At 34.7% G+C, this 18,737-nt stretch carries 19 protein-coding genes and 1 tRNA gene; 12 read left to right on the top strand and 8 right to left on the bottom strand.

Going from position 1 to position 18,737, the window contains the following annotated elements; translation table 11 throughout:
• Positions 1 to 99: 99 nt before the first annotated feature.
• The 4 genes from ICJ85_RS04580 (at position 100) to dusB (ending at position 4,843) form a co-directional block, all read left to right on the top strand.
• Complete coding sequence (locus ICJ85_RS04580; protein WP_188222603.1) at positions 100 to 2,550, top strand: Plug domain-containing protein; 2,451 nt, start codon at positions 100 to 102, stop codon at positions 2,548 to 2,550.
• A 451-nt stretch (positions 2,551 to 3,001) separates the two neighbouring features.
• Complete coding sequence (locus tag ICJ85_RS04575; protein WP_188222602.1) at positions 3,002 to 3,340, top strand: roadblock/LC7 domain-containing protein; 339 nt, start codon at positions 3,002 to 3,004, stop codon at positions 3,338 to 3,340.
• Between the two features lie 53 nt (positions 3,341 to 3,393).
• Complete coding sequence (locus ICJ85_RS04570) at positions 3,394 to 3,768, top strand: hypothetical protein (protein ID WP_188222601.1); 375 nt, start codon at positions 3,394 to 3,396, stop codon at positions 3,766 to 3,768.
• Between the two features lie 79 nt (positions 3,769 to 3,847).
• Complete coding sequence (gene dusB, locus ICJ85_RS04565) at positions 3,848 to 4,843, top strand: tRNA dihydrouridine synthase DusB (protein WP_188222600.1); 996 nt, start codon at positions 3,848 to 3,850, stop codon at positions 4,841 to 4,843.
• A gap of 210 nt (positions 4,844 to 5,053) precedes the next feature.
• Here the strand turns inward: dusB and ICJ85_RS04560 are convergent, their stop codons facing one another.
• Genes ICJ85_RS04560 through rbfA form a run of 3 tightly spaced genes read right to left on the bottom strand, consistent with a single transcriptional unit; the run spans position 5,054 to position 7,744 of the window.
• Positions 5,054 to 6,121: an endonuclease/exonuclease/phosphatase family protein gene (locus ICJ85_RS04560; RefSeq protein WP_206688028.1), complete on the bottom strand. Its 1,068-nt coding sequence runs from the start codon at positions 6,119 to 6,121 to the stop codon at positions 5,054 to 5,056.
• Between the two features lie 12 nt (positions 6,122 to 6,133).
• Entirely contained in the window at positions 6,134 to 7,339 is a 1,206-nt protein-coding gene (locus tag ICJ85_RS04555; protein ID WP_188222599.1) for an FtsX-like permease family protein, read from the bottom strand.
• A complete protein-coding gene (gene rbfA, locus ICJ85_RS04550; RefSeq protein WP_188222598.1) occupies positions 7,340 to 7,744 on the bottom strand; it encodes a 30S ribosome-binding factor RbfA in 405 nt (134 codons plus the stop codon).
• 193 nt (positions 7,745 to 7,937) lie between these two features.
• Here rbfA and mce point away from each other — a divergent pair, with 193 nt between their 5' ends.
• Both mce and ICJ85_RS04540 read left to right on the top strand, forming a co-directional pair.
• On the top strand, positions 7,938 to 8,348 hold the full coding sequence (mce, locus tag ICJ85_RS04545) for a methylmalonyl-CoA epimerase (protein ID WP_188222597.1): 411 nt from the start codon (positions 7,938 to 7,940) through the stop codon (positions 8,346 to 8,348).
• A gap of 47 nt (positions 8,349 to 8,395) precedes the next feature.
• Positions 8,396 to 8,469 (top strand) — tRNA-Ile (locus ICJ85_RS04540).
• 303 nt (positions 8,470 to 8,772) lie between these two features.
• On the opposite strand, the gene ICJ85_RS04535 is transcribed toward ICJ85_RS04540, so the two are convergent.
• From ICJ85_RS04535 to ICJ85_RS04520, 4 genes are read right to left on the bottom strand one after another with little or no spacing between them, the layout of a single operon-like run.
• Entirely contained in the window at positions 8,773 to 9,111 is a 339-nt protein-coding gene (locus ICJ85_RS04535) for an Hpt domain-containing protein (RefSeq protein ID WP_188222596.1), read from the bottom strand.
• A gap of 6 nt (positions 9,112 to 9,117) precedes the next feature.
• Positions 9,118 to 9,504: a response regulator gene (locus ICJ85_RS04530; protein ID WP_188222595.1), complete on the bottom strand. Its 387-nt coding sequence runs from the start codon at positions 9,502 to 9,504 to the stop codon at positions 9,118 to 9,120.
• Entirely contained in the window at positions 9,501 to 12,407 is a 2,907-nt protein-coding gene (locus tag ICJ85_RS04525; protein ID WP_188222594.1) for a tetratricopeptide repeat-containing hybrid sensor histidine kinase/response regulator, read from the bottom strand. Before ICJ85_RS04525 ends, ICJ85_RS04530 begins: the two co-directional genes overlap by 4 nt.
• 47 nt (positions 12,408 to 12,454) lie before the next feature.
• Complete coding sequence (locus tag ICJ85_RS04520; protein ID WP_188222593.1) at positions 12,455 to 13,687, bottom strand: alpha/beta hydrolase-fold protein; 1,233 nt, start codon at positions 13,685 to 13,687, stop codon at positions 12,455 to 12,457.
• Between the two features lie 185 nt (positions 13,688 to 13,872).
• Here ICJ85_RS04520 and ICJ85_RS04515 point away from each other — a divergent pair, with 185 nt between their 5' ends.
• Both ICJ85_RS04515 and ICJ85_RS04510 read left to right on the top strand, forming a co-directional pair.
• On the top strand, positions 13,873 to 14,631 hold the full coding sequence (locus tag ICJ85_RS04515; protein WP_188222592.1) for a LytR/AlgR family response regulator transcription factor: 759 nt from the start codon (positions 13,873 to 13,875) through the stop codon (positions 14,629 to 14,631).
• 176 nt (positions 14,632 to 14,807) lie between these two features.
• Positions 14,808 to 15,029, top strand: coding sequence for a hypothetical protein (locus ICJ85_RS04510; protein WP_188222591.1), 222 nt, complete (start codon positions 14,808 to 14,810; stop codon positions 15,027 to 15,029).
• Here ICJ85_RS04510 and ICJ85_RS04505 read toward each other — a convergent pair.
• Positions 15,026 to 15,622, bottom strand: a complete 597-nt coding sequence (locus ICJ85_RS04505) for a riboflavin synthase (protein ID WP_188222590.1) — start codon at positions 15,620 to 15,622, stop codon at positions 15,026 to 15,028. The genes ICJ85_RS04510 and ICJ85_RS04505 overlap by 4 nt on opposite strands.
• A gap of 66 nt (positions 15,623 to 15,688) precedes the next feature.
• Between ICJ85_RS04505 and pdxA the strand changes: the two genes are divergently transcribed.
• From pdxA to ICJ85_RS04485, 4 genes are all read left to right on the top strand, one after another.
• The gene (gene pdxA / locus ICJ85_RS04500) at positions 15,689 to 16,735 is read left to right on the top strand and encodes a 4-hydroxythreonine-4-phosphate dehydrogenase PdxA (RefSeq protein WP_188222589.1); all 1,047 of its coding nucleotides are present in this window, start codon (positions 15,689 to 15,691) and stop codon (positions 16,733 to 16,735) included.
• Positions 16,736 to 16,808: 73 nt separating this feature from the next.
• Positions 16,809 to 17,348: a YceD family protein gene (locus ICJ85_RS04495; RefSeq protein ID WP_188222588.1), complete on the top strand. Its 540-nt coding sequence runs from the start codon at positions 16,809 to 16,811 to the stop codon at positions 17,346 to 17,348.
• 9 nt (positions 17,349 to 17,357) lie between these two features.
• Positions 17,358 to 17,561, top strand: a complete 204-nt coding sequence (gene rpmF, locus ICJ85_RS04490) for a 50S ribosomal protein L32 (protein WP_027138009.1) — start codon at positions 17,358 to 17,360, stop codon at positions 17,559 to 17,561.
• Positions 17,562 to 17,741: 180 nt separating this feature from the next.
• Entirely contained in the window at positions 17,742 to 18,737 is a 996-nt protein-coding gene (locus ICJ85_RS04485; RefSeq protein WP_188222587.1) for a beta-ketoacyl-ACP synthase III, read from the top strand.

The raw sequence follows: 18,737 nt of genomic DNA, 5'->3' as shown, positions 1-18,737 counted from the left end.
AGAAAAGTGACATGGAATGAAGCTTGCTAGCTTAAAACATTAAACTTTTACTTACATTTAGTGTCTATTGTTTTACTGCTAACTCATTACAAACTAAATATGCTAACCCGAATATCTACAGATTTTAAATGGTTTTTAACCGGTATTTTTGTTTTACTAATAGGAGGTCTACAGGCTCAGGAAAGTGGAACCGTTGCGAATATAGAAAAGGTTTACGTGCATACCGACAGGTCGTGTTATACTGTGGGAGAGTCGTTATGGTATAAAGCCTATTCGGTATTGGCATATAATCATTTGTTGTTCGATCAAAGCAAAATTCTTTATGTAGAGTTAATTTCACCAGACTCCAAAATTATTGCACGAAATAAAACCAAGTTAGATCAAGGTTTAGGACATGGCGATTTTAAATTGTCAGATTCTTTAGGTGTTAAGCAACCCGGAGTTTATCAGTTACGAGCTTATACCAATTGGGATCGAAATTTCGGGGATGACTTTGTGTTTGAAAAAGAGATTGAAATTATCGATGTTTTTAAAGATAACTCCAATGAATCTGAAGCTAAGAGAAAGTCAAATTCAAGAAAAAAGGAGAAAGAAGAAGCGGCAACAGAAGTTAAGCAGCCTTTTCAATTTCAGTTTTTTCCTGAAGGCGGAAATTTAGTTGATGGTGTTGTTAGTACAGTGGCTTTTAAAGCGTCAGATGAGAATGGAAACCCTGTAAAAGTTAAAGGAAGAATTGTGGAACCTAATGGTAATTTGGTGACACTTTTTGCCAGTTTGCACGATGGTATGGGGAAATTTCAAATTCAGCCCAATTTAAGTTCTAATTTAAGAGCAGAAATAACTTCAGAGCGCGGAAAAACTATAGATATCCCATTACCTAAGGTGAGTGAAACAGGGGTATTGATGGGGATTTCTAAGGTTCAAGGAAGAGATATTGTTACGGTTAAAACAAACGATAAAACATTTAAGGGACAAAAAGGTGATCCTGTGGCTATCGTTGCCAGAGTTCGAGGCATTTCTTATTTCCAAGGTGAAATTCCGTTTAACGCCAAAAAGGTGGCTTTTGAAATTCCTAAAAATCAAATTCCAGAAGGCATATGCCAAATAACCCTTTACGATAAAAATGCTGTTCCGCAAAGCGAACGGCTGTGGTATAATGATAAAGGTTCGGAAGATGATTTAGATATAAGACTAAAGACCAATAAGGCTAGTTACAAACCAGAGGAAAAAGTGGAAATTAGTGTGGTTTCAAAAAGTAAGTCAGGGCAACCATTACCTGCTAGTTTTTCTATGGCTAGTATTGATGTGAGTAGTGTGAGTGAGAATTCTAAATACGCAAGCAATATCTGTTCTTATTTTTTAATGGAATCCGATATTAAAGGACAGGTGTACAATCCCGGGTTTTATTTCGATAAGAGTAATTCGAAACGATTGGTCTGTTTAGATTTATTGCTATTAACCCAAGGATGGCGCGATTTCTTATGGAAAACACTACCTCAGGCGCCTAAATTACCAAAATATAATATCGAGACAGGTCTTCCGGTATCGGGCAGGGTTAAACAACTTTTTGGAAATAAACCAAAACCGGACAACAATATTACTTTGGCGTTATTAAACGATAAGGAAGGGATGCAGTTATTTACCGAGGTTACCGATTCGTTAGGGCGCTTTCGTTTTAAAGACATTAGTTATACTGGTAAAACCACGATGTTGGTAAATACTAAAAATGATAAAGGAAAGGGGAAAGGAGAGTTGTTACTCGATAGTTTATCATCTAAACCTATGCCAACAAACTTTAAATATAAACCGGTTATCGCTGATACGTTAAAACTGGAGTCTATTAAAAAACATGTCTATAATAAATTTATTGCTTACGGTGTTTCTCCGGAAAACGTTTTAGATGAAGTTGAAATTATAGCCAAGAAAAAGGATGAAACGCCTAGTTATTATGGCAATCCGGAATATAAATATTATGTAGATGAAGATACACCGCCTTACAGTAGTATTTATCAATTGATTCAATTTCTGGTTCCTGGAGTTTTGGTTACGAACGATACCATTAGGTTTATGAGGTTTAATGGCCCCGCACATATTATTCTAGATGGGTTTCCTGTGTTTTCTTCAGCAGATATTAGCTACATCATGCCTGAAAATGTCGATCGGGTGGAAGTATTTAAAGGGCCTAGCGCTGCTATTTTTGGACCAGATGGAGGTAACGGTGTCATTTTAATTTATACTAAGATAGGATCGGTGAATAATAAACCTAAAAAGGAATTCCATTCTATTTCTAAAACTGTTGAAGGGTATTATGATGCTCGTGTGTTTTATACAGGAAGTTATGGTGAAGATGCCGAGTTCGATTTAAATAATAACGATGCGATTCGAAATACCTTGTACTGGAACCCTTATGTGCATCCTGATACTAATGGTATAACAACTCTGGAATATAGTAATAGCAAGGTGGAGACCAAGGTAAAAGTCACTTTAGAAGGGCTAACCTTATCGGGTATTCCAGTAATTAGAACAACAGAATATTCCATTGAAAAGTAATAAACTTATCATTTCCCTAAATAACGATTCTAAAACATCCATAACTACAGGACGAACGTATAATGAAATAATTAAAAAATGGATGGGTATTTAAAAAGTAAAGCCTGCTAATAATACAGGCTTTGCTTTTTGTGGGTATTAAATCTTTTGTTTTTAAGTAAAAAGTTTGGTTAATAATCCTTTCTTTTTGGTTTGCAAACCATTTTTTGTTCTATACTTTCTGAATTCAATGAGTTGTTTGTCTAGTTTTTTTTCCAAACTTTCTAAAGACATCTTGTTTTTCATAGGTGGTAAATTTGGGTTTTCTTTTTGTAAATATAAATATATTAACCAAACAGGAAAAATTTAACAAAATACATAAAAATATAGGAGTTTTTATGTTAAAAAACATTTTGTAGTCAGTCTCGGACTCTTTATATTTGAAAACCCCTAATCTTAAAACCTACAACCTATGCCTAAACCAATAGATTTAGATGCGTTAATAGAAGATATTGACGTAGAGTGTGGATTTATCTTTGATTCAGATGGCGTTTTAGAGGAATCCATGTATTTAGATTTATCCGAAAATTTTGCTGCAATGTCAAGTATGATTACCACAATGTGCAGGGAGATCGCGGAAGACTTCGAATTAGGAGAAATAGACAACATCATTCTTAATGCCCAATCAGGACTATTTGTTGTTAAAAAGGTAGAGGAGGATAGGTACTTAGGCGTGGTCACTTACGACTCTAGTAAGTTAGCCCTTATTCATAGAAGATTACAAAGCTTATTTCAAGAAACCGAGGCATAATGCCTCACCTAATACAAACCCAAAATAATTATAAACTTAACCATTAAAAAACTATGGCAGATTTTTTGAACACATTCGTAAATGATTTAAAAAGTAACTTAAGCGGATTCGTAGCGGTTGCTGTAACAGAAGTAAAAACAGGAATGTCTTATGTTTCTAATACTTTAGATCCGAGTTTCGATCCTGAGTTAGCTTCAGCATATAACTTAGAAGTTGTAAAAGCAAAGTTAAACGCGATCCGCGCTTTAAAGTTAAACGAAAAAATAGACGATATCTTAATCACACTAAACTCTCAGATTCATATTATTAATTTAGCTGAAAACGGTGAGTACTTTGTGTATTTAGCTGTAGATTCTAACAAGGCAAACTTAGGTATGGCAAGAGCTACCCTAAGGAAATATACGGCCGATATTGCAGCTAAACTATAGAAAATTAGTATCTTTGCACCAAATAAAGCTGTATTTAATACAGCTTTATTTGTTTTTAGGATATTAATTTTTGAAGCATATGCCCAAAATTGGCGATATAGTTTTACCAGAGTTTCCATTGCTTTTAGCGCCAATGGAAGATGTGAGTGATCCACCATTTCGTGCCCTTTGTAAAGAACAAGGAGCCGATGTTGTGTATACTGAGTTTGTGTCGAGTGAAGGTTTAATTCGTAACGCTGCGAAAAGCGTTATGAAGCTGGATATCTATGAAAAGGAGCGCCCGGTAGGGATTCAAATTTTTGGTGCCAATCTGGATAGTATGCTGCAAACCATAGATATTGTAGCCGAATCGAAACCAGATATTATTGATATTAATTTTGGTTGTCCGGTTAAAAAAGTCGTGAGTAAGGGCGCCGGAGCGGGTATTTTAAAAGATGTGTGCTTAATGGAGCAACTTACTGCCGAAATGGTAAAGCGTACTAATATTCCGGTTACAGTAAAAACCCGTTTGGGCTGGGATCACGAGTCTATTCGCATCTTGGAAGTGGCCGAGCGTTTACAGGATGTAGGGTGTAAAGCTATTTCTATTCATGGTCGTACCAGAGCGCAGATGTATAAGGGTAATGCCGATTGGAAACCTATTGCTGAAGTAAAAAATAATCCAAGAATGCATATTCCAGTGTTTGGTAACGGCGATGTCGATACACCCGAAAAAGCTATGGAAATGCGTGATAGTTACGGACTTGATGGCGCTATGATTGGTCGGGCGAGTATTGGTAACCCATGGTTTTTTAAACAGGTAAAGCACTTCTTTAAAACAGGTGAACATTTGGCGCCTATTTCTATAGAAGAGCGTGTAGAAGCCGCTCGCAGACACCTGCAAATGTCTATCGACTGGAAAGGCGAAGTGCTTGGTGTTTTCGAAACCCGTCGCCACTATACTAACTATTTTAAAGGCATTCCACATTTCAAGGAATACCGCACTAAAATGGTAACCAGCGATGACCCGAAAGATGTATTTGCAGCTTTCGATGAGGTTTTAGAGAACTTCGGCGACTATCAGTTTACACATTAATTTTTAGGGCAAATGGCAAGCCACCGTGCTATACGCTGTAGTTTTGTAAAATTTGTCACTTCGAGTGGGGTTTCCAATTGAAATGAGGAAAATTTGTATCGAGAAGTTAATTTTACAAAAGCTGCCGCTGCTATCACTTTTGCGTATACTTTGTCATTCTAAGTGTACCAAGGAATCTCATCCTTAATTAAGCAGATGTTTTTATAAGTCTTAAAACTTAAGTGCAAAACTGGCTAATACCGCTTTATGGTCTGTAGGCCAGGCGTTAAGCGGTTCTATAAAAATATCTTCGGTGGGTTGTAAAACACGTTTGTTTTTGGAAACATCGCCTTTCGGTCCCAGAATTTTAGTGTCTATAAGTTGTAATTTTTCATCTGGATAATAAAAGATAAAATCAATACGATCTCTATCATCAGCTTCAGGGCTCCAGGCTAATTTATTAATAGGAACCAAAGGATTATCTGCCGGATAGGTAAACCCCGGATGCGTAACCGGATTTGGAAATATTTCCCGATAAGCATCTTTAAAACCGTGTTTTTCTAATTCAGCGGTGTTTCTCCAGTTTATTACAACCCCGTTATGGTCGTATAAATTCTTGTTAGCTTCAATCCAGTCTAAATGTGAAGGTTCATTGTTATCCCCTCCATAAATAACTAAGCGGCCTTGTTTGATTTCGTTTTCCGCGTCAGCGATAAAAGTATCGATAGCCTCATCACGCATCGATTCTAAGTTGTTTTTTTGAATCAGTTTAACATCTGTTACTACACTATCTAATTTTTTCCAAGTCGATCCGTCGTAACCGCGAGGTAGGTACAAAGCACAATTTAAATAATCTAAATGTCCGCTATAAAAGGCCACTTCAACTCCAAGGACATTAATGATGGCTTTGGTAATAGAACCATGATCGTTTTTAACAGGGTATAATGCGGTTTGTTCAATAATAGGGTATTTAGACAGTATTCCTGTATCCTGACTTGGTTGTGCGTAATAGGTATGCCCTTTGTCTTTTAAAGCTTCAACAATATGTTTGCTAAAATCAATATTGTTGTAATTTCTAACTTCACTAAAGGCAATTAAATCGGCATCGGTTCTAATAATTTCATTAACAACAGCATCAAATCCGTTTTTAACCACCGTGCCTTCCTGCCAGATATTAAACTGAAGGACTTTTAGTTTGATAATTCTTTCATTTTTGCAATTGAAAGCAATCAGGCAGCAGGATATGACACCTATAAAAAGCCATAACTTTTTAAGGTTTATTCGGTTTTTATTTAACATAGTTTAGTTGGGTTAGTTGGTTTTTACTAAAGATTCTGTAATACGTACGGAGGCAATTTTTGAGGCAATAACACCTAATACAGAAATGGTTAAAAAGGCAACAAAAAAGTTTTCCCATTTAATGGCTACCGGATAAGGTAACGATGGTGTAATCATAAGTAAGGCATAACGTTGCTGAATAATTACAACGATAACACTAATGATAAGTCCTAAAAGTCCGCCGATAATACTCATTAGGCTGCCTTGATAAAAGAAAATTCTACGAATGTCTTTTACTGTAGCTCCAATATTAAACAGGGTGTTTAAGCTTTGTTTTTTATCTAGCATCATCATGATTAATGAGCCTACAATATTGAAAAAGGCAATGATTAAAACCAGCGTGAAAATAAGGTATACTGCAAGATTTTCAGTGTTCAGCATTTTGTATAAGGCATCATTCAGCTGTTCACGATTTTTAATAATAACCTTATCACCTAAAATAGAACCAATTTCCTGTTTTACAGATTCGATATCTGCATTTGGTTTCAGTTTGAATTCAATTGCCGTAATTTGATTTTGCTGATAGTTTAAAAGGTTTTGAGCTAAATCTATAGGTGCAAAAATATAATTGTCGTTTAAATCTTCATTAATATAGAAAATACCAACATTATTTGCAGTTACGGTATTGAAGGCATTTTTGGTAGATGTTATTTGTCCTTTTCCTGGTTTAGGGACATAAATATTTAAGGGTTTGGTGTAATCTAAAAGCCCTAAAGAAAGCGTGTTTGAAAGTCCCCAGCCCACAACAATTTCTCTTGTGTTCTGGTCTAGCCAGCTTCCGGTATCTAAAATGGAATCGACCGCCACAATCTGTTCAAAATTTTGGTCAACACCTTTAATAGTAGCAATCGTATTTTTATTGTTTGATGAAATGATAACGCGTTCTTCAACTATTTTTGAATACGAAGCTACACCTTGAACAGTATCTAATTGAGATATTTCGGAGTCTGAAAGTTCAAAAGATTTACCATAAGTAGTTTCGGCTTTTAAATCGGGATCTACAATGCTTGAAAACTGAAGTGTAAAATCTTTAAGCCCCGCAAAGCCAGAGAGCACAATAAATAAAGAAGCGGCACCTAAAATAACGCCGATAATAGCAATATAGGTAATGAAATTAATAGCATTGTTGCTGCTTTTAGAGCGCAAGTAACGTTTAGCTATATATAACGGAAAACTCAATTACGATTTTTTTCTTTTATCTAAAATACTAGGATCTTTAATAGGGTTTTCTTCGCCTTTTAGTGAACGATCTATTTTTTCAATGTATTCTAAAGAGTCATCAATAAAGAACTCTAAATTAGGCATACGTCTCAACTGGTTTTTGGTACGTTGTGCTAATTCATGACGAATTAAAGGGGTGTTCGACTTGATGCCTTCTAATAATTCTTTGGCTTTAGCATTTGGGAAAATGCTTAAATATACTTTTGCAACACTTAAATCTACCGTTACCTTAACTTTAGATACCGATATAATCACACCCTGCATACCGCCTTGAGTAGCTGCTCCCTGTAATACTTCAACCAAATCGCGTTGTAAAACCGATCCTATTTTCTTCTGTCTTTGACTTTCCTCTACTATGCTCATGTTTATACCTGTTAAAGGTTACTCACTAAGTGAGTTTTAAATATACCGAGATTTATCTCGAAATTAAAATTTATGTCTACCAAAGTCTTGATTTATAAAACTTAGGTTGTTTACCGTGCAAAAATACAGGATATTTAAAGATAATCTTACTTTTGATTTACAAATTTTGTATCTTAATCTAAACTGATATTTAATGAATAAAGTAGAACATATAGGAATTGCGGTTAAAAACCTTGAGAGCTCTAACGAATTGTTCGCTAAATTACTTGGATCACCAAGTTATAAAACCGAAGAGGTAGAAAGTGAAGGGGTGAAAACGTCGTTTTTTAAAGTAGGAGAGAATAAAATTGAACTTTTAGAAGCTTTAAAGGTTGATAGCCCAATAGCAAAATTTATAGAAAAAAATGGAGAAGGTGTACATCACATCGCGTTTGATGTCGAGGATATAGAAAAAGAAATAAAAAGATTAAAAGCCGAAGGATTCACGGTTTTAAACGATATACCAAAGAAAGGTGCTGATAATAAGTTAGTTGTTTTTTTGCATCCTAAATCGACTAATGGTGTTTTAATAGAACTTTGTCAAGAAATGAATTTTAAAGAATAATTTTCTTGTGGGGTTATAAAAATAGTCTTAAATTCGCAGCCGATTTCGGTCCTATAACTCAGTTGGTTAGAGTATCTGACTCATAATCAGAAAGTCCCTGGTTCGAGCCCAGGTGGGACCACGATTTGAAATCGTAAAGCCTTGTAAACATTGAGTTTACGAGGCTTTTTCTTTTTAAGGGGGCAACATTGGGGGCAACGTGCGTTCATTGTGTTTTATGTTGCTGTAAATAAGCTGTTTACGATGTAAAATGTGAGCAAATTAAGTGAAATTAGCAATAATTTGGATATAATTTTTATTTTAACCCATCACTCTCTAATTTCTATATGAGCTAAATAAATTTAAAATATAGCTCAAAATTTAGTCATATTTGAGCTATAAACCATCATTTTATAGCTCATTATACGATAAATATGGAATTCCTTCAAGTTTCTAAATAGCCTTCCAAAACTTGTTTAGATTGCCTATGGACAACCAAAGCTTGCTCAAAAATTTCATTTATGAAATAGGTGTCTTGAGCTTTTGACTTCTCTTCAATTTTCAACAACAATTCACTCAAATTAGTCAATCCCATATAAGTTATCTGTGGTTTAAGAGAATGGACATTCGCACAAACCTTTTCCCAGTCTTCAGCGGCAATCCCTTCACCAATGGAATTGAATAGTACAGTTGCTGTATCTAGATAAAGCGCAATATACTTCTTCATCTTTAAACGATCTCCCCCTGTAAACTTCTCTAAAATAGATAAATCAATAGACATCATTTCTTTTTAAATATTCGCCTTAATAATACTATTTACCTTTTCAAACGCTTCTTCATCTTTTATCACATAGTGCAACGCTCCTAAACCAATAGCTTTAGCAGCCGTGTAGTAGCTTTCCTGGCCAGAAAGCATTAGAACTACAGGATTACTTTTCGTCTTCTTTATTTCACTCAACATATCCAATCCATTTAGATGCACTGAAGTATTGGAGCTTAAGTAATGATCCAAAATAATAAGAGCTGGATTTTCATATAGAGCCTCTAAACAAGCCTCTCCAGACATAAAACTCTTCACCTTCAACGAAGGATTATGCTGCATCAAATAGTCGCTAAGCATCGTAGAAAACAAAGGCTCGTCATCTACAATAAATATTTTGTTTTTGTATTGATTCATGATTTTAATACTTTATGTTCTTTCCCAGTTACTTTATATATTTTCTGAAGCAAATCTGCCACATCAAAAGGCTTGGGAACAAAATCATTCATTCCCGCTTCAAAACATCTTACCACTTCTTCCTTCAAGACATTTGCTGTCATAGCAATAATGGGAATATGGCCTACAGAATCCTTCAGTTGACGTATGGCTTTTGTACACTCAAAGCCATTCATAACAGGCATTTGAATATCCATTAAAACAACATCAAACAATTCATTTTGCAATTTATCCAAAGCCACTTCTCCATTTTCGGCAATCCTTACTTCAACACCTTGGATATTGTCCTCTAATTCTTCTTTTGCCACAACGGCATTAAAGGCATTATCTTCAACCAACAATACTTTAAGCCCCTTCAATTGATCTTTCAAAAGATCAAATTCATCTGTATGTGTCTTGCCATTTAAATTTGAAGGAATAATAAATGGCTCATATGGAATCACAAAATGAAATGTACTCCCCTTACCTTTTTTACTCTCCGCCCAAATTTTTCCTCCATGCAGTTTAACTATCTTCTTAGATATACTTAAACCTAATCCGGTGCCACCAAACTTTCTATTGGTATCTGTTTGGGCCTGTTCAAACGATTTAAAAACATTCACAAGTTTATCTTCTTCGATTCCAATACCAGTATCTAAAACAGAAAAATGAACTTCAAGATTTCCTCCACTTTCCTCTATTTTACGATCTAATTTTACAACAACTTGCCCAGCAGATGTAAACTTAATAGCATTCCCAACAAGATTTAAAAGCACCTGTCGTAACCTAACGGAATCCCCCTTTACCATTGGAATATGTTGATCAAAATCGACATTTAGGGACACTCCTTTCTCTTCCGCTTTATATTTCATTATTTGGACTACTTTATATACTTCTTCTGAAATTGAAAAGGGAATTTTCTCCAACTCGATTTTACCGGATTCAATTTTGGACAAATCCAATACATCATCAATAATTACCAAAAGGGAATTCAACGATTCTTTAATGGCATTTAAATAATCCAATTGTTCCTTTTTGGGGTTTCGTCTTAATAAAATATCCGTCATTCCCTTGATGGCATTCATTGGTGTCCTTATTTCATGACTCATATTGGCCAAAAATTGATGTTTTGCACGCTCTGAGGATTTTGCCTTTTCCTTTTCAGCTTCTATAACACGATTTTTTTCCTTTAAGACACGTTGGGTCTTTTTGATAAAATTCAAACGGTTATACAGGCCCAAAGCTACCAATAACGCTAAAATTGCAGCCCCAATAACTAAATTTCTAAAGGTTTGCTCCTTTCTCAATTGCTTCTCAAATTTCAACTCTTTTTCCAAGACTGTCTTTTCTACAACCAAGCTATCCCTAAACCGCTCCTGTCGAAAAGCATTTTCAAGCTCCAAACGTATTGTTTCCTGGCTATTTCTAAATTTTGTAATGGAATCATTTGCGGCAACAAACTTTTCATAAGCCTCAAGCGACTTTTGATAATTACCAAGCTCCTTATAAGATTTAGCTAATATTTCGTAATTCCGTTTATCATCAAGCAAGGTTACATGAGGATATGCCATTCCTTTTTCAATTGAAGAAATAGCTTGTTTAAACTCACCAAGTCCTACATAGGCCTTCCCTATTTCCTGATACAATAATGGTTGTACTCTACTAGCTAAATTATCTTTGTAAAAGGGCTCTAAATCCAACAACTGACTCAAAGCTTCCCGGTAGCGAGCAAGTCCATTAAACACTTTAGATTTCACCAATAATGCATAATTCATACATTGCTCACAAGTCTTATCTTCACTGGCTCTTGGAGCCATCAACACTACTGCAGAGTCTATGTATTTAAATGCCATTTCTGGCTCTTTCATTTCTGTTTTAACGGAAGCCATCGATAAGTAGATTCTGGCTAAGTTCCTACTTTCCTCTTTTTGCTTAGCTATTTCCAAGCCTTTTAGAGTGTACTTTTGTGCTTCTTCAAAATTTTCAATATTTGAATGAATTTCCCCCATAGACACCCAAACATTCTCCAAATTATCAATTTCAAAATGTAATTCCTCAGAAAGTTTCAATGCTTTTTGAAATGCCTTCAAAGCTTCCGGATATTTTTCATTCAACACATAAAATTCCCCTAAACTCAAGTACATCGGAGTCAATTTATCACGAGCCTCTGGCACATCCAATGCCGTCTCAATCCGATTAAAAAGAGGTCTTGCTATTTTGGAATCTAAATTTCTTAATACCTCTGAAAAGAACCCCTGCAATTTATAGTTTCTTACAGTTTTCGATTTTAACGTTGCGGGAAGATTCTTGAACAAAATGGATTTAATAGAATCATTTACTATAAATCGACTCATGGAACTATATAAATTCAATTGCTCCTCTGCCGTCAGATCTTTTGAATTTAAATCCAACATGAGTTGGATGGCTCGTTCTTTCGAAAGGTTTTTGCAATTAAAAGTCAATAAGCTTTCTAAAGCACCTCCTATAACCACATAATCCTGCTCCTCCATGCCTACCTCCAAGGCTTTCATCAAATAATCACAATCCATAGACTGATTATTATTGATAAAACTATAAGATCCTTTTAGCAGATATACTTTTCCTCTATTAAAAGTTTTGCTTGATTTATTACTTAAATCAAGAGCTGTATCGCTTCCAAAATTCAATTTATCCACAATATCGAATAAATCCTTAGGTGCCATTCCTTTATTTTTTTCAGGATCCACGAGGTAGCTATAAAGCTCGTCATAAGCCTTCAATCTCATTTCTGGAGTTTTGGAAGTGTCCTTAAAAACCTGAAAAAGAGAATCTATAGGAGCTACTTGTCCTTGTACTGAATTGGCAAAGAGAAAAGCAAAAAAGAATAATGTAATCAAATGTTTCATCTTAGTAAGTTACTAATTTTAACAATTAAAAGGTTAACATGACTGAGCTACTGCTGTTTAAGCTGCTCCAATTTTTCCCTGGTAAGTGGGTATTCCTTTAGTTCTAGAGCCTTTTGGTAGCTTTCAGCAGCCTTTTCCTTATTGTTTGTTGCCAAGTAGTAATCACCAAGGGAATCAAACACATTAAAACTATCCGAATGGATCTTTGCATTAAATGAGAAGAACTGCCTCGCCCTTTCATATAATTTACCATTCAACATACCATATCCCAATCTATTTATCAAGCTTTCATCTGGCTTAACTTCATAACCCATGTATCTTGAAACATTTTGATAATGCCCTGCAATTTGCGCCACCATATCAACATCCATATTTTCAAAATCCTTTTCATTAATTTCAATTCTATGGAATTCAAACAAAAACCGTAACCCATCATATTCCGTTATCAACGGTACGGATCCATGTGTATCATTTTCGTAAAATTGACTTTTGTATCTAAACTCTTCTATTAAATTATCCTTTAAATAGCTGTCAAGGGACAAAATAGATCGTATATGAAGCGTCTCCTCTGTTGTGTCTTTACTTACTGTTGAAATATCGTAACCTTCTACCAAAGTATTGGCGTAACCGAGGTAAAGAGATGTTCCTTTTAAATCATTTAAGTTTGGACGGTTTTGGATTTCTTTTAAGATTTCTTGATTGTTCCACCATATCGATGGGTCAATGGCAATATAACTTTGAAACATTTGAGGTCTTTGGAACATGGTGTAAATGGCCATCATTCCTCCAAGAGAATGCCCTACCAACATACTATAGGGAGCCGTAGGATACTTTGATTCTATATAAGGCTTCAGTTCCTTTTCAATAAAGTCCAAAAACAAATCACCTCCACCTGTATTTTTTCTCATATCATCTGGGGTATACCCTGATTTTTCAATCATTTGTGTTGGTGATAAATCTCTAAATCTATTTGTATTGTGTATTCCCACAATAATCATTTCAGGCAAAACCGTATTACCATTTGCAGTGCTTAATTGCTTTATCATACCTACAACGGAATGGAAATGTGTAGGACCATCCAACAGGTACAAAATAGGGTACACCTTATTAGATTGATAGATACCTGATTTCTTTTCTGGATTATATAACCAGACTTTTCTGTGCTCGTTCAACACTTTAGAGAATATACTATCCTCAACTCCAAAGTCTACTGTCTTTTGCTGTTGCGCACTCACCAACAAAGTAAAACATAACACAATTGATGTCATTAAAGTTTTCATAATTTGGAAGTATTATTAGTTATTTTTTTACTTAATGGAAAAATTTCTCATTTTTAAGGTTGTATAAATTTAGAAACCAGCTCTTTTTAATGATGCTTTTGAATTATCGAGCGGCCTTAATTATTATCAAATGGTAACTATTTTATGGTTTATGCATACCCCTATTGGGATAATTCCTGTTTAAAATGAGTATTAAAACCTTACTAATAGATGATAACCCCTTCATTTTGGAGCTACTGAAAGATCATTTAGCTGAAAACCATAAACATTTAAATGTGGTAGGTATAGCTACCAATGGCGTAGAAGGCATTGAAATGATACATTCTCTAAAACCCGAATTGCTATTCCTTGATGTAGAAATGCCAGACATGACAGGGTTTGAAATGCTTAACACTGTTACCAATATTGACTTTAGAACCATTTTCATTACGTCACATAGCCATTATGCCATAAAAGCCATACGGTTTAATGCATTGGACTATCTTTTAAAACCTTTTGATACCGAAGAACTAAAAAATGCCATCAATAGGTTTTCCAATCAAAAAAATGGAATCTTAAATCAAGAAAAGGTAAAAAATGCCTTATCGAACCAAAAGGTAAAACACATTAAAGACCAAACGCTATTATTGCCTACCCATTCGGGAACCTTACGTTTAAAATTAAAGTCTATTAAATACATTCAGGGCGATAGAAACTACAGCAAATTGATTTTACACAGCGGAAACCAAGAATTGTCATCGAAAAATTTAGGCTATTTTGAGGATATTTTAGGTGATTTTGGGTTCTTTAGATGTCACCGATCAATGTTGATCAACCAACATTTCATAGAAAAAATGGAAAATCAAACATTTTTTTTTCAGGACGGCACTTCAATTGAAATCTCTAGGAGAAAGCTTAAATCTGCAAAAGAATGGTTTCATCATTTTCGAGAAGACAGGCACTAAAGTACTCACCCTTAATGCAAATACAGGTCTTAAGGTGGGACCACGATTTTAAATCTTAAAGCCTTTCAAGAGATTGAAAGGCTTTTTGTATTGTAACTACCTGAATAATAAAGTTTTTTGTGTTTCTAGTCGAGTTTAATTTTGTTAAATCAACAAAACATTTAAATTTGTAAGCAATGAAAATACAAAACAAGAACATACTAGCCTCAATCTTATTTGTATTACTAATAAGTTTTGTTTGTGTCGCAGAAGAGAAATTGCCACCAGAACCAAGTGCGAGAGCTGTTTCTGCAATGGGAACGCCTCCTCCTGGGGCTTCAATTAATGGAGGTGCTGCAGTGGTTTTTATTTTAGGATTGTTTTTTGGTGTAAAGAAAATCCTATCTCAAAAAAACTAGATTATGTTATTTAAACTAACTAATCTAGAAACATACTTTCCTAAAACATCAAATTCTAGATTTACTGTAGTGCCTATTTTAAAGGTGTTAAAATTGGTGTGCTCGTATGTGTAAGGAATAATGGCTACGCTAAACGAATTTCTTTTCGAGTTTACTACTGTTAAACTGGTGCCATTTACTGTAATAGAACCTTTTTCAATGGTGATGTTATTTAGAGATGAGTCATAGCTAAATGTAAATATCCAACTACCATTAGATTCTTCTATATTTTCACAAGTCGCTGTTTGGTCTACATGGCCTTGAACAATATGCCCGTCTAATCTGTCCCCTAGTTTCATTGCACGTTCAAGGTTTACGTTGTCACCTATGTTTAAAGTGCTAAGGTTGGTTTTGTCTAGAGTTTCCTTTATTGCAGTTACAGTGTATTCCTTGTCATTAATATTAACAACAGTTAAACAAACACCATTATGAGCTACACTTTGATCTATTTTTAATTCAGAAGTAATATTACTTTTTACGGTAATATGAAGATTGTCAAATTCTTTTTTTAAGTCGGTAATCACTCCAATATCTTCAATAATTCCTGTAAACATATCTATGGTTTGTTTATTTAACTAAATTTGTAACGTCAAAATTACAAACAAAAGTTATCATTTTTAATGAAGAAATCAGAAAATATAGTAGTAGGAATCTCAATAGGGGATTTAAATGGTATTGGAGGCGAAATTGTTTTAAAAACATTTGAAGATTCCCGAGTATTAGATTTCTGCACGCCTGTAATTTTTGCTTCGGCTAAAGCGATGAATTTTTTCAAGTCGCATTTTAAATCTGAAATCAATTTCAATATTACCAACAATCTTAATCAAATAGTTCACGGAAAGGTAAATGTATTTAATAGCTGGAGTGAGCCTGTAAATATTGAATTCGGTAATGAAGACCTTAAAATAGGAGCTTACGCTATTAAGTCCCTTCAATCAGCAACCAAAGCTTTAAAACATGGGGATATCGATGTTTTGGTAACCGCACCAATTAATAAACATAACATACAGTCTAAGGATTTTAAATTTCCGGGCCACACCGATTATTTAGCTCAGCAACTGGAAGGTGAAAGTTTAATGTTTATGGTAACCGATGATTTACGAGTAGGCTTGTTAACAGATCATGTTCCAGTTAAAGATGTAGTGAATCATATTACTGAAGATTTAATTATTAATAAAATTAATACTGTTTATAATTCATTAAAAGTCGATTTTAATATAGTAAGGCCTCGTATTGCAGTGTTAGGAATTAATCCGCATACTGGAGATAATGGTGTGATTGGAAACGAAGACGATACCGTTTTAAGACCTACATTAAAAAAACTTAAAGAAGAAGGTAAGCTGGTTTATGGACCATATGCTGCCGACAGTTTCTTTGGGTCAAATAATTATAAAAGTTTTGATGCGGTTGTGGCATCATATCACGATCAGGGATTGATTCCGTTTAAAACCTTATCTTTTGGTCAGGGCGTTAATTTTACAGCTGGATTAAACAAGGTAAGAACATCTCCAGACCATGGTACGGCTTATGAAATAGCAGGAAAAGGTGTTGCAGACGAGAGTTCTTTCAAGGAAGCCGTGTTTACAGCAATACATATTTTTAGAAATAGAAATGAATATGAGGAACTTACAGCTAACCCATTAAAAAAATCCTCAAAAAAGATATAAACAAAAAAATGTTTATAAGTAATGCTGCTTAAATAAAAATTTATATATTTGCAGGCTCAAAATAGATTTGATAATGAAGCCATTAAAAGAGTATACAATTCCATTTGTAGGGCTAAAATTAGCAAAGCACCATTTTGAGTATGAAATTGAGCAAGCGTTCTTTGATTATTTTGAGTATCAGGAATTTAATGATGTGAAAGTAAAGGTCGATCTTCAGTTAGAGAAGAAAACAACTTTACTAGAGTTGCACTTTAAAATTTCAGGATTTGTTAATGTTAATTGCGATTTAACTAACGAACCTTACGATCAAAGCATCGAAAATGAGTTCGATTTAGTAGTTAAATTTGGTGACGAGTATAATGATGAAGACGTTAATATTTTAATTGTACCGCATGGTACTTACGAAATTAACGTTCAGCAGAATATATACGAGACCATTGTGTTAGCGGTGCCAATTAAGCGCGTGCATCCTGGAATTGAAGACGGAACATTAGATTCAGATATACTTAAAAAGTTAGAAGAATTAAGCCCGAAAGGAAAGAAAGAGAACAAAACCGAGGACGATATAGACCCTCGTTGGAATACATTAAAGAAACTATTAACGGATAAATAACGATAGAAAATGGCACATCCTAAGAGAAAAATCTCGAAAACAAGAAGAGATAAAAGAAGAACCCATTACAAAGCAACTGCGCCACAGATTGCTACATGTCCTACTACAGGAGAGGCTCACTTATATCACAGAGCTCACTGGCATGAAGGAAAACTTTATTACAGAGGTCAAGTATTAATTGACAATTCTGAAGCAGTAGAAAACATAGCATAATAGTTATGCGTGCATATAAAAAAACGCTCACATGTGAGCGTTTTTTTTATGATATGCTTTTTCTAAAGCGTAAAAACACGTAATTTGCGAGTTATTAAGCTAGTTTTTAGTAATTTTCACAAATTTTGACGTGTTTTTGATCAATTTTAGTGATTTTTCGGTCAATTTAACTATAAAGTTATGAGTAAAATCTCAGCGGCTATAACGGCTGTTGGCGCTTATGTGCCAGAATATGTATTAACCAATCAAATTCTTGAAACGATGGTTGATACAAATGATGAATGGATAACTTCACGAACAGGAATAAAGGAGCGTCGCATTCTTAAAGAAGAAGGAAAAGGGACGTCCTACTTAGCTATTAAAGCTGCGCAAGACCTTATCAATAAGAAAGGCATCGATCCAAAAACTATAGAACTTGTTATTGTTGCAACTGCAACACCAGATATGAAAGCTGCTTCTACAGCTGCTTACACTGCGTCTGAAATTGGAGCTATTAATGCATTCTCTTTCGATATGGATGCGGCTTGTTCTAGTTTCTTATATGGTATGTCGGTAGCAGCTAGTTATATTGAGTCAGGTCGATATAAAAACGTATTGTTAATTGGTGCCGATAAAATGTCATCAATTATTAATTACGAAGACAGAGCTACATGTATCATTTTTGGAGATGGTGCAGGAGCAGTGCTATTCGAACCTAATGAAGAAGGATTAGGATTCCAAGATGAATATTTAAGAAGTGACGGTACAGGTAGAGAGTTTTTACAAGCTACGTATGGTGGTTCGTCATTCCCAATCACCGAAGAGGCTATGGCCAAAGGTGGTCAGTATGCATTTCAAGAAGGAAGGACTGTATTTAAAAATGCAGTATCTAACATGGCAGATGCCACTGTAAAAATATTAGAACGTAATAATTTAGATAAAGATAGCGTTGATTGGTTAGTAGCACATCAAGCTAATAAACGTATTATTGATGCTACGGCGCAACGTATTGATTTAGCCGAAGAAAAAGTATTGGTAAATATCCATAGATACGGAAATACAACATCGGCTACATTACCTTTATTACTAAGTGATTTCGAGTCTAAACTTAAAAAAGGAGATAATTTAATTTTTGCCGCTTTTGGAGGCGGATTCAATTGGGGTTCTATTTATTTAAAATGGGCCTATAATTCATAA

The organism is Aestuariibaculum marinum (assembly GCF_014596975.1).
Taxonomy (GTDB): Bacteria; Bacteroidota; Bacteroidia; order Flavobacteriales; family Flavobacteriaceae; genus Aestuariibaculum; species Aestuariibaculum marinum.
The sequence above is the reverse complement of the archived record's forward strand: the minus strand, read 5'-3'. Positions and strand labels throughout refer to the sequence as shown.

Excerpts from the sequence above, each read along its gene's own strand:
- ICJ85_RS04515 (WP_188222592.1), top strand. The coding sequence starts at position 13,873 with ATGAGTATTAAAACCTTACTAATAGATGATAACCCCTTCATTTTGGAG.
- mce (WP_188222597.1), top strand. The coding sequence starts at position 7,938 with ATGAATAAAGTAGAACATATAGGAATTGCGGTTAAAAACCTTGAGAGC.
- dusB (WP_188222600.1), top strand. The coding sequence starts at position 3,848 with ATGCCCAAAATTGGCGATATAGTTTTACCAGAGTTTCCATTGCTTTTA.
- ICJ85_RS04520 (WP_188222593.1), bottom strand. The coding sequence starts at position 13,687 with ATGAAAACTTTAATGACATCAATTGTGTTATGTTTTACTTTGTTGGTG.
- ICJ85_RS04575 (WP_188222602.1), top strand. The coding sequence starts at position 3,002 with ATGCCTAAACCAATAGATTTAGATGCGTTAATAGAAGATATTGACGTA.
- ICJ85_RS04525 (WP_188222594.1), bottom strand. The coding sequence starts at position 12,407 with ATGAAACATTTGATTACATTATTCTTTTTTGCTTTTCTCTTTGCCAAT.
- ICJ85_RS04535 (WP_188222596.1), bottom strand. The coding sequence starts at position 9,111 with ATGATGTCTATTGATTTATCTATTTTAGAGAAGTTTACAGGGGGAGAT.
- ICJ85_RS04510 (WP_188222591.1), top strand. The coding sequence starts at position 14,808 with ATGAAAATACAAAACAAGAACATACTAGCCTCAATCTTATTTGTATTA.
- ICJ85_RS04505 (WP_188222590.1), bottom strand. The coding sequence starts at position 15,622 with ATGTTTACAGGAATTATTGAAGATATTGGAGTGATTACCGACTTAAAA.
- ICJ85_RS04530 (WP_188222595.1), bottom strand. The coding sequence starts at position 9,504 with ATGAATCAATACAAAAACAAAATATTTATTGTAGATGACGAGCCTTTG.
- rpmF (WP_027138009.1), top strand. The coding sequence starts at position 17,358 with ATGGCACATCCTAAGAGAAAAATCTCGAAAACAAGAAGAGATAAAAGA.
- pdxA (WP_188222589.1), top strand. The coding sequence starts at position 15,689 with ATGAAGAAATCAGAAAATATAGTAGTAGGAATCTCAATAGGGGATTTA.
- ICJ85_RS04495 (WP_188222588.1), top strand. The coding sequence starts at position 16,809 with ATGAAGCCATTAAAAGAGTATACAATTCCATTTGTAGGGCTAAAATTA.
- ICJ85_RS04570 (WP_188222601.1), top strand. The coding sequence starts at position 3,394 with ATGGCAGATTTTTTGAACACATTCGTAAATGATTTAAAAAGTAACTTA.
- ICJ85_RS04580 (WP_188222603.1), top strand. The coding sequence starts at position 100 with ATGCTAACCCGAATATCTACAGATTTTAAATGGTTTTTAACCGGTATT.
- ICJ85_RS04560 (WP_206688028.1), bottom strand. The coding sequence starts at position 6,121 with ATGTTAAATAAAAACCGAATAAACCTTAAAAAGTTATGGCTTTTTATA.
- rbfA (WP_188222598.1), bottom strand. The coding sequence starts at position 7,744 with ATGAGCATAGTAGAGGAAAGTCAAAGACAGAAGAAAATAGGATCGGTT.
- ICJ85_RS04485 (WP_188222587.1), top strand. The coding sequence starts at position 17,742 with ATGAGTAAAATCTCAGCGGCTATAACGGCTGTTGGCGCTTATGTGCCA.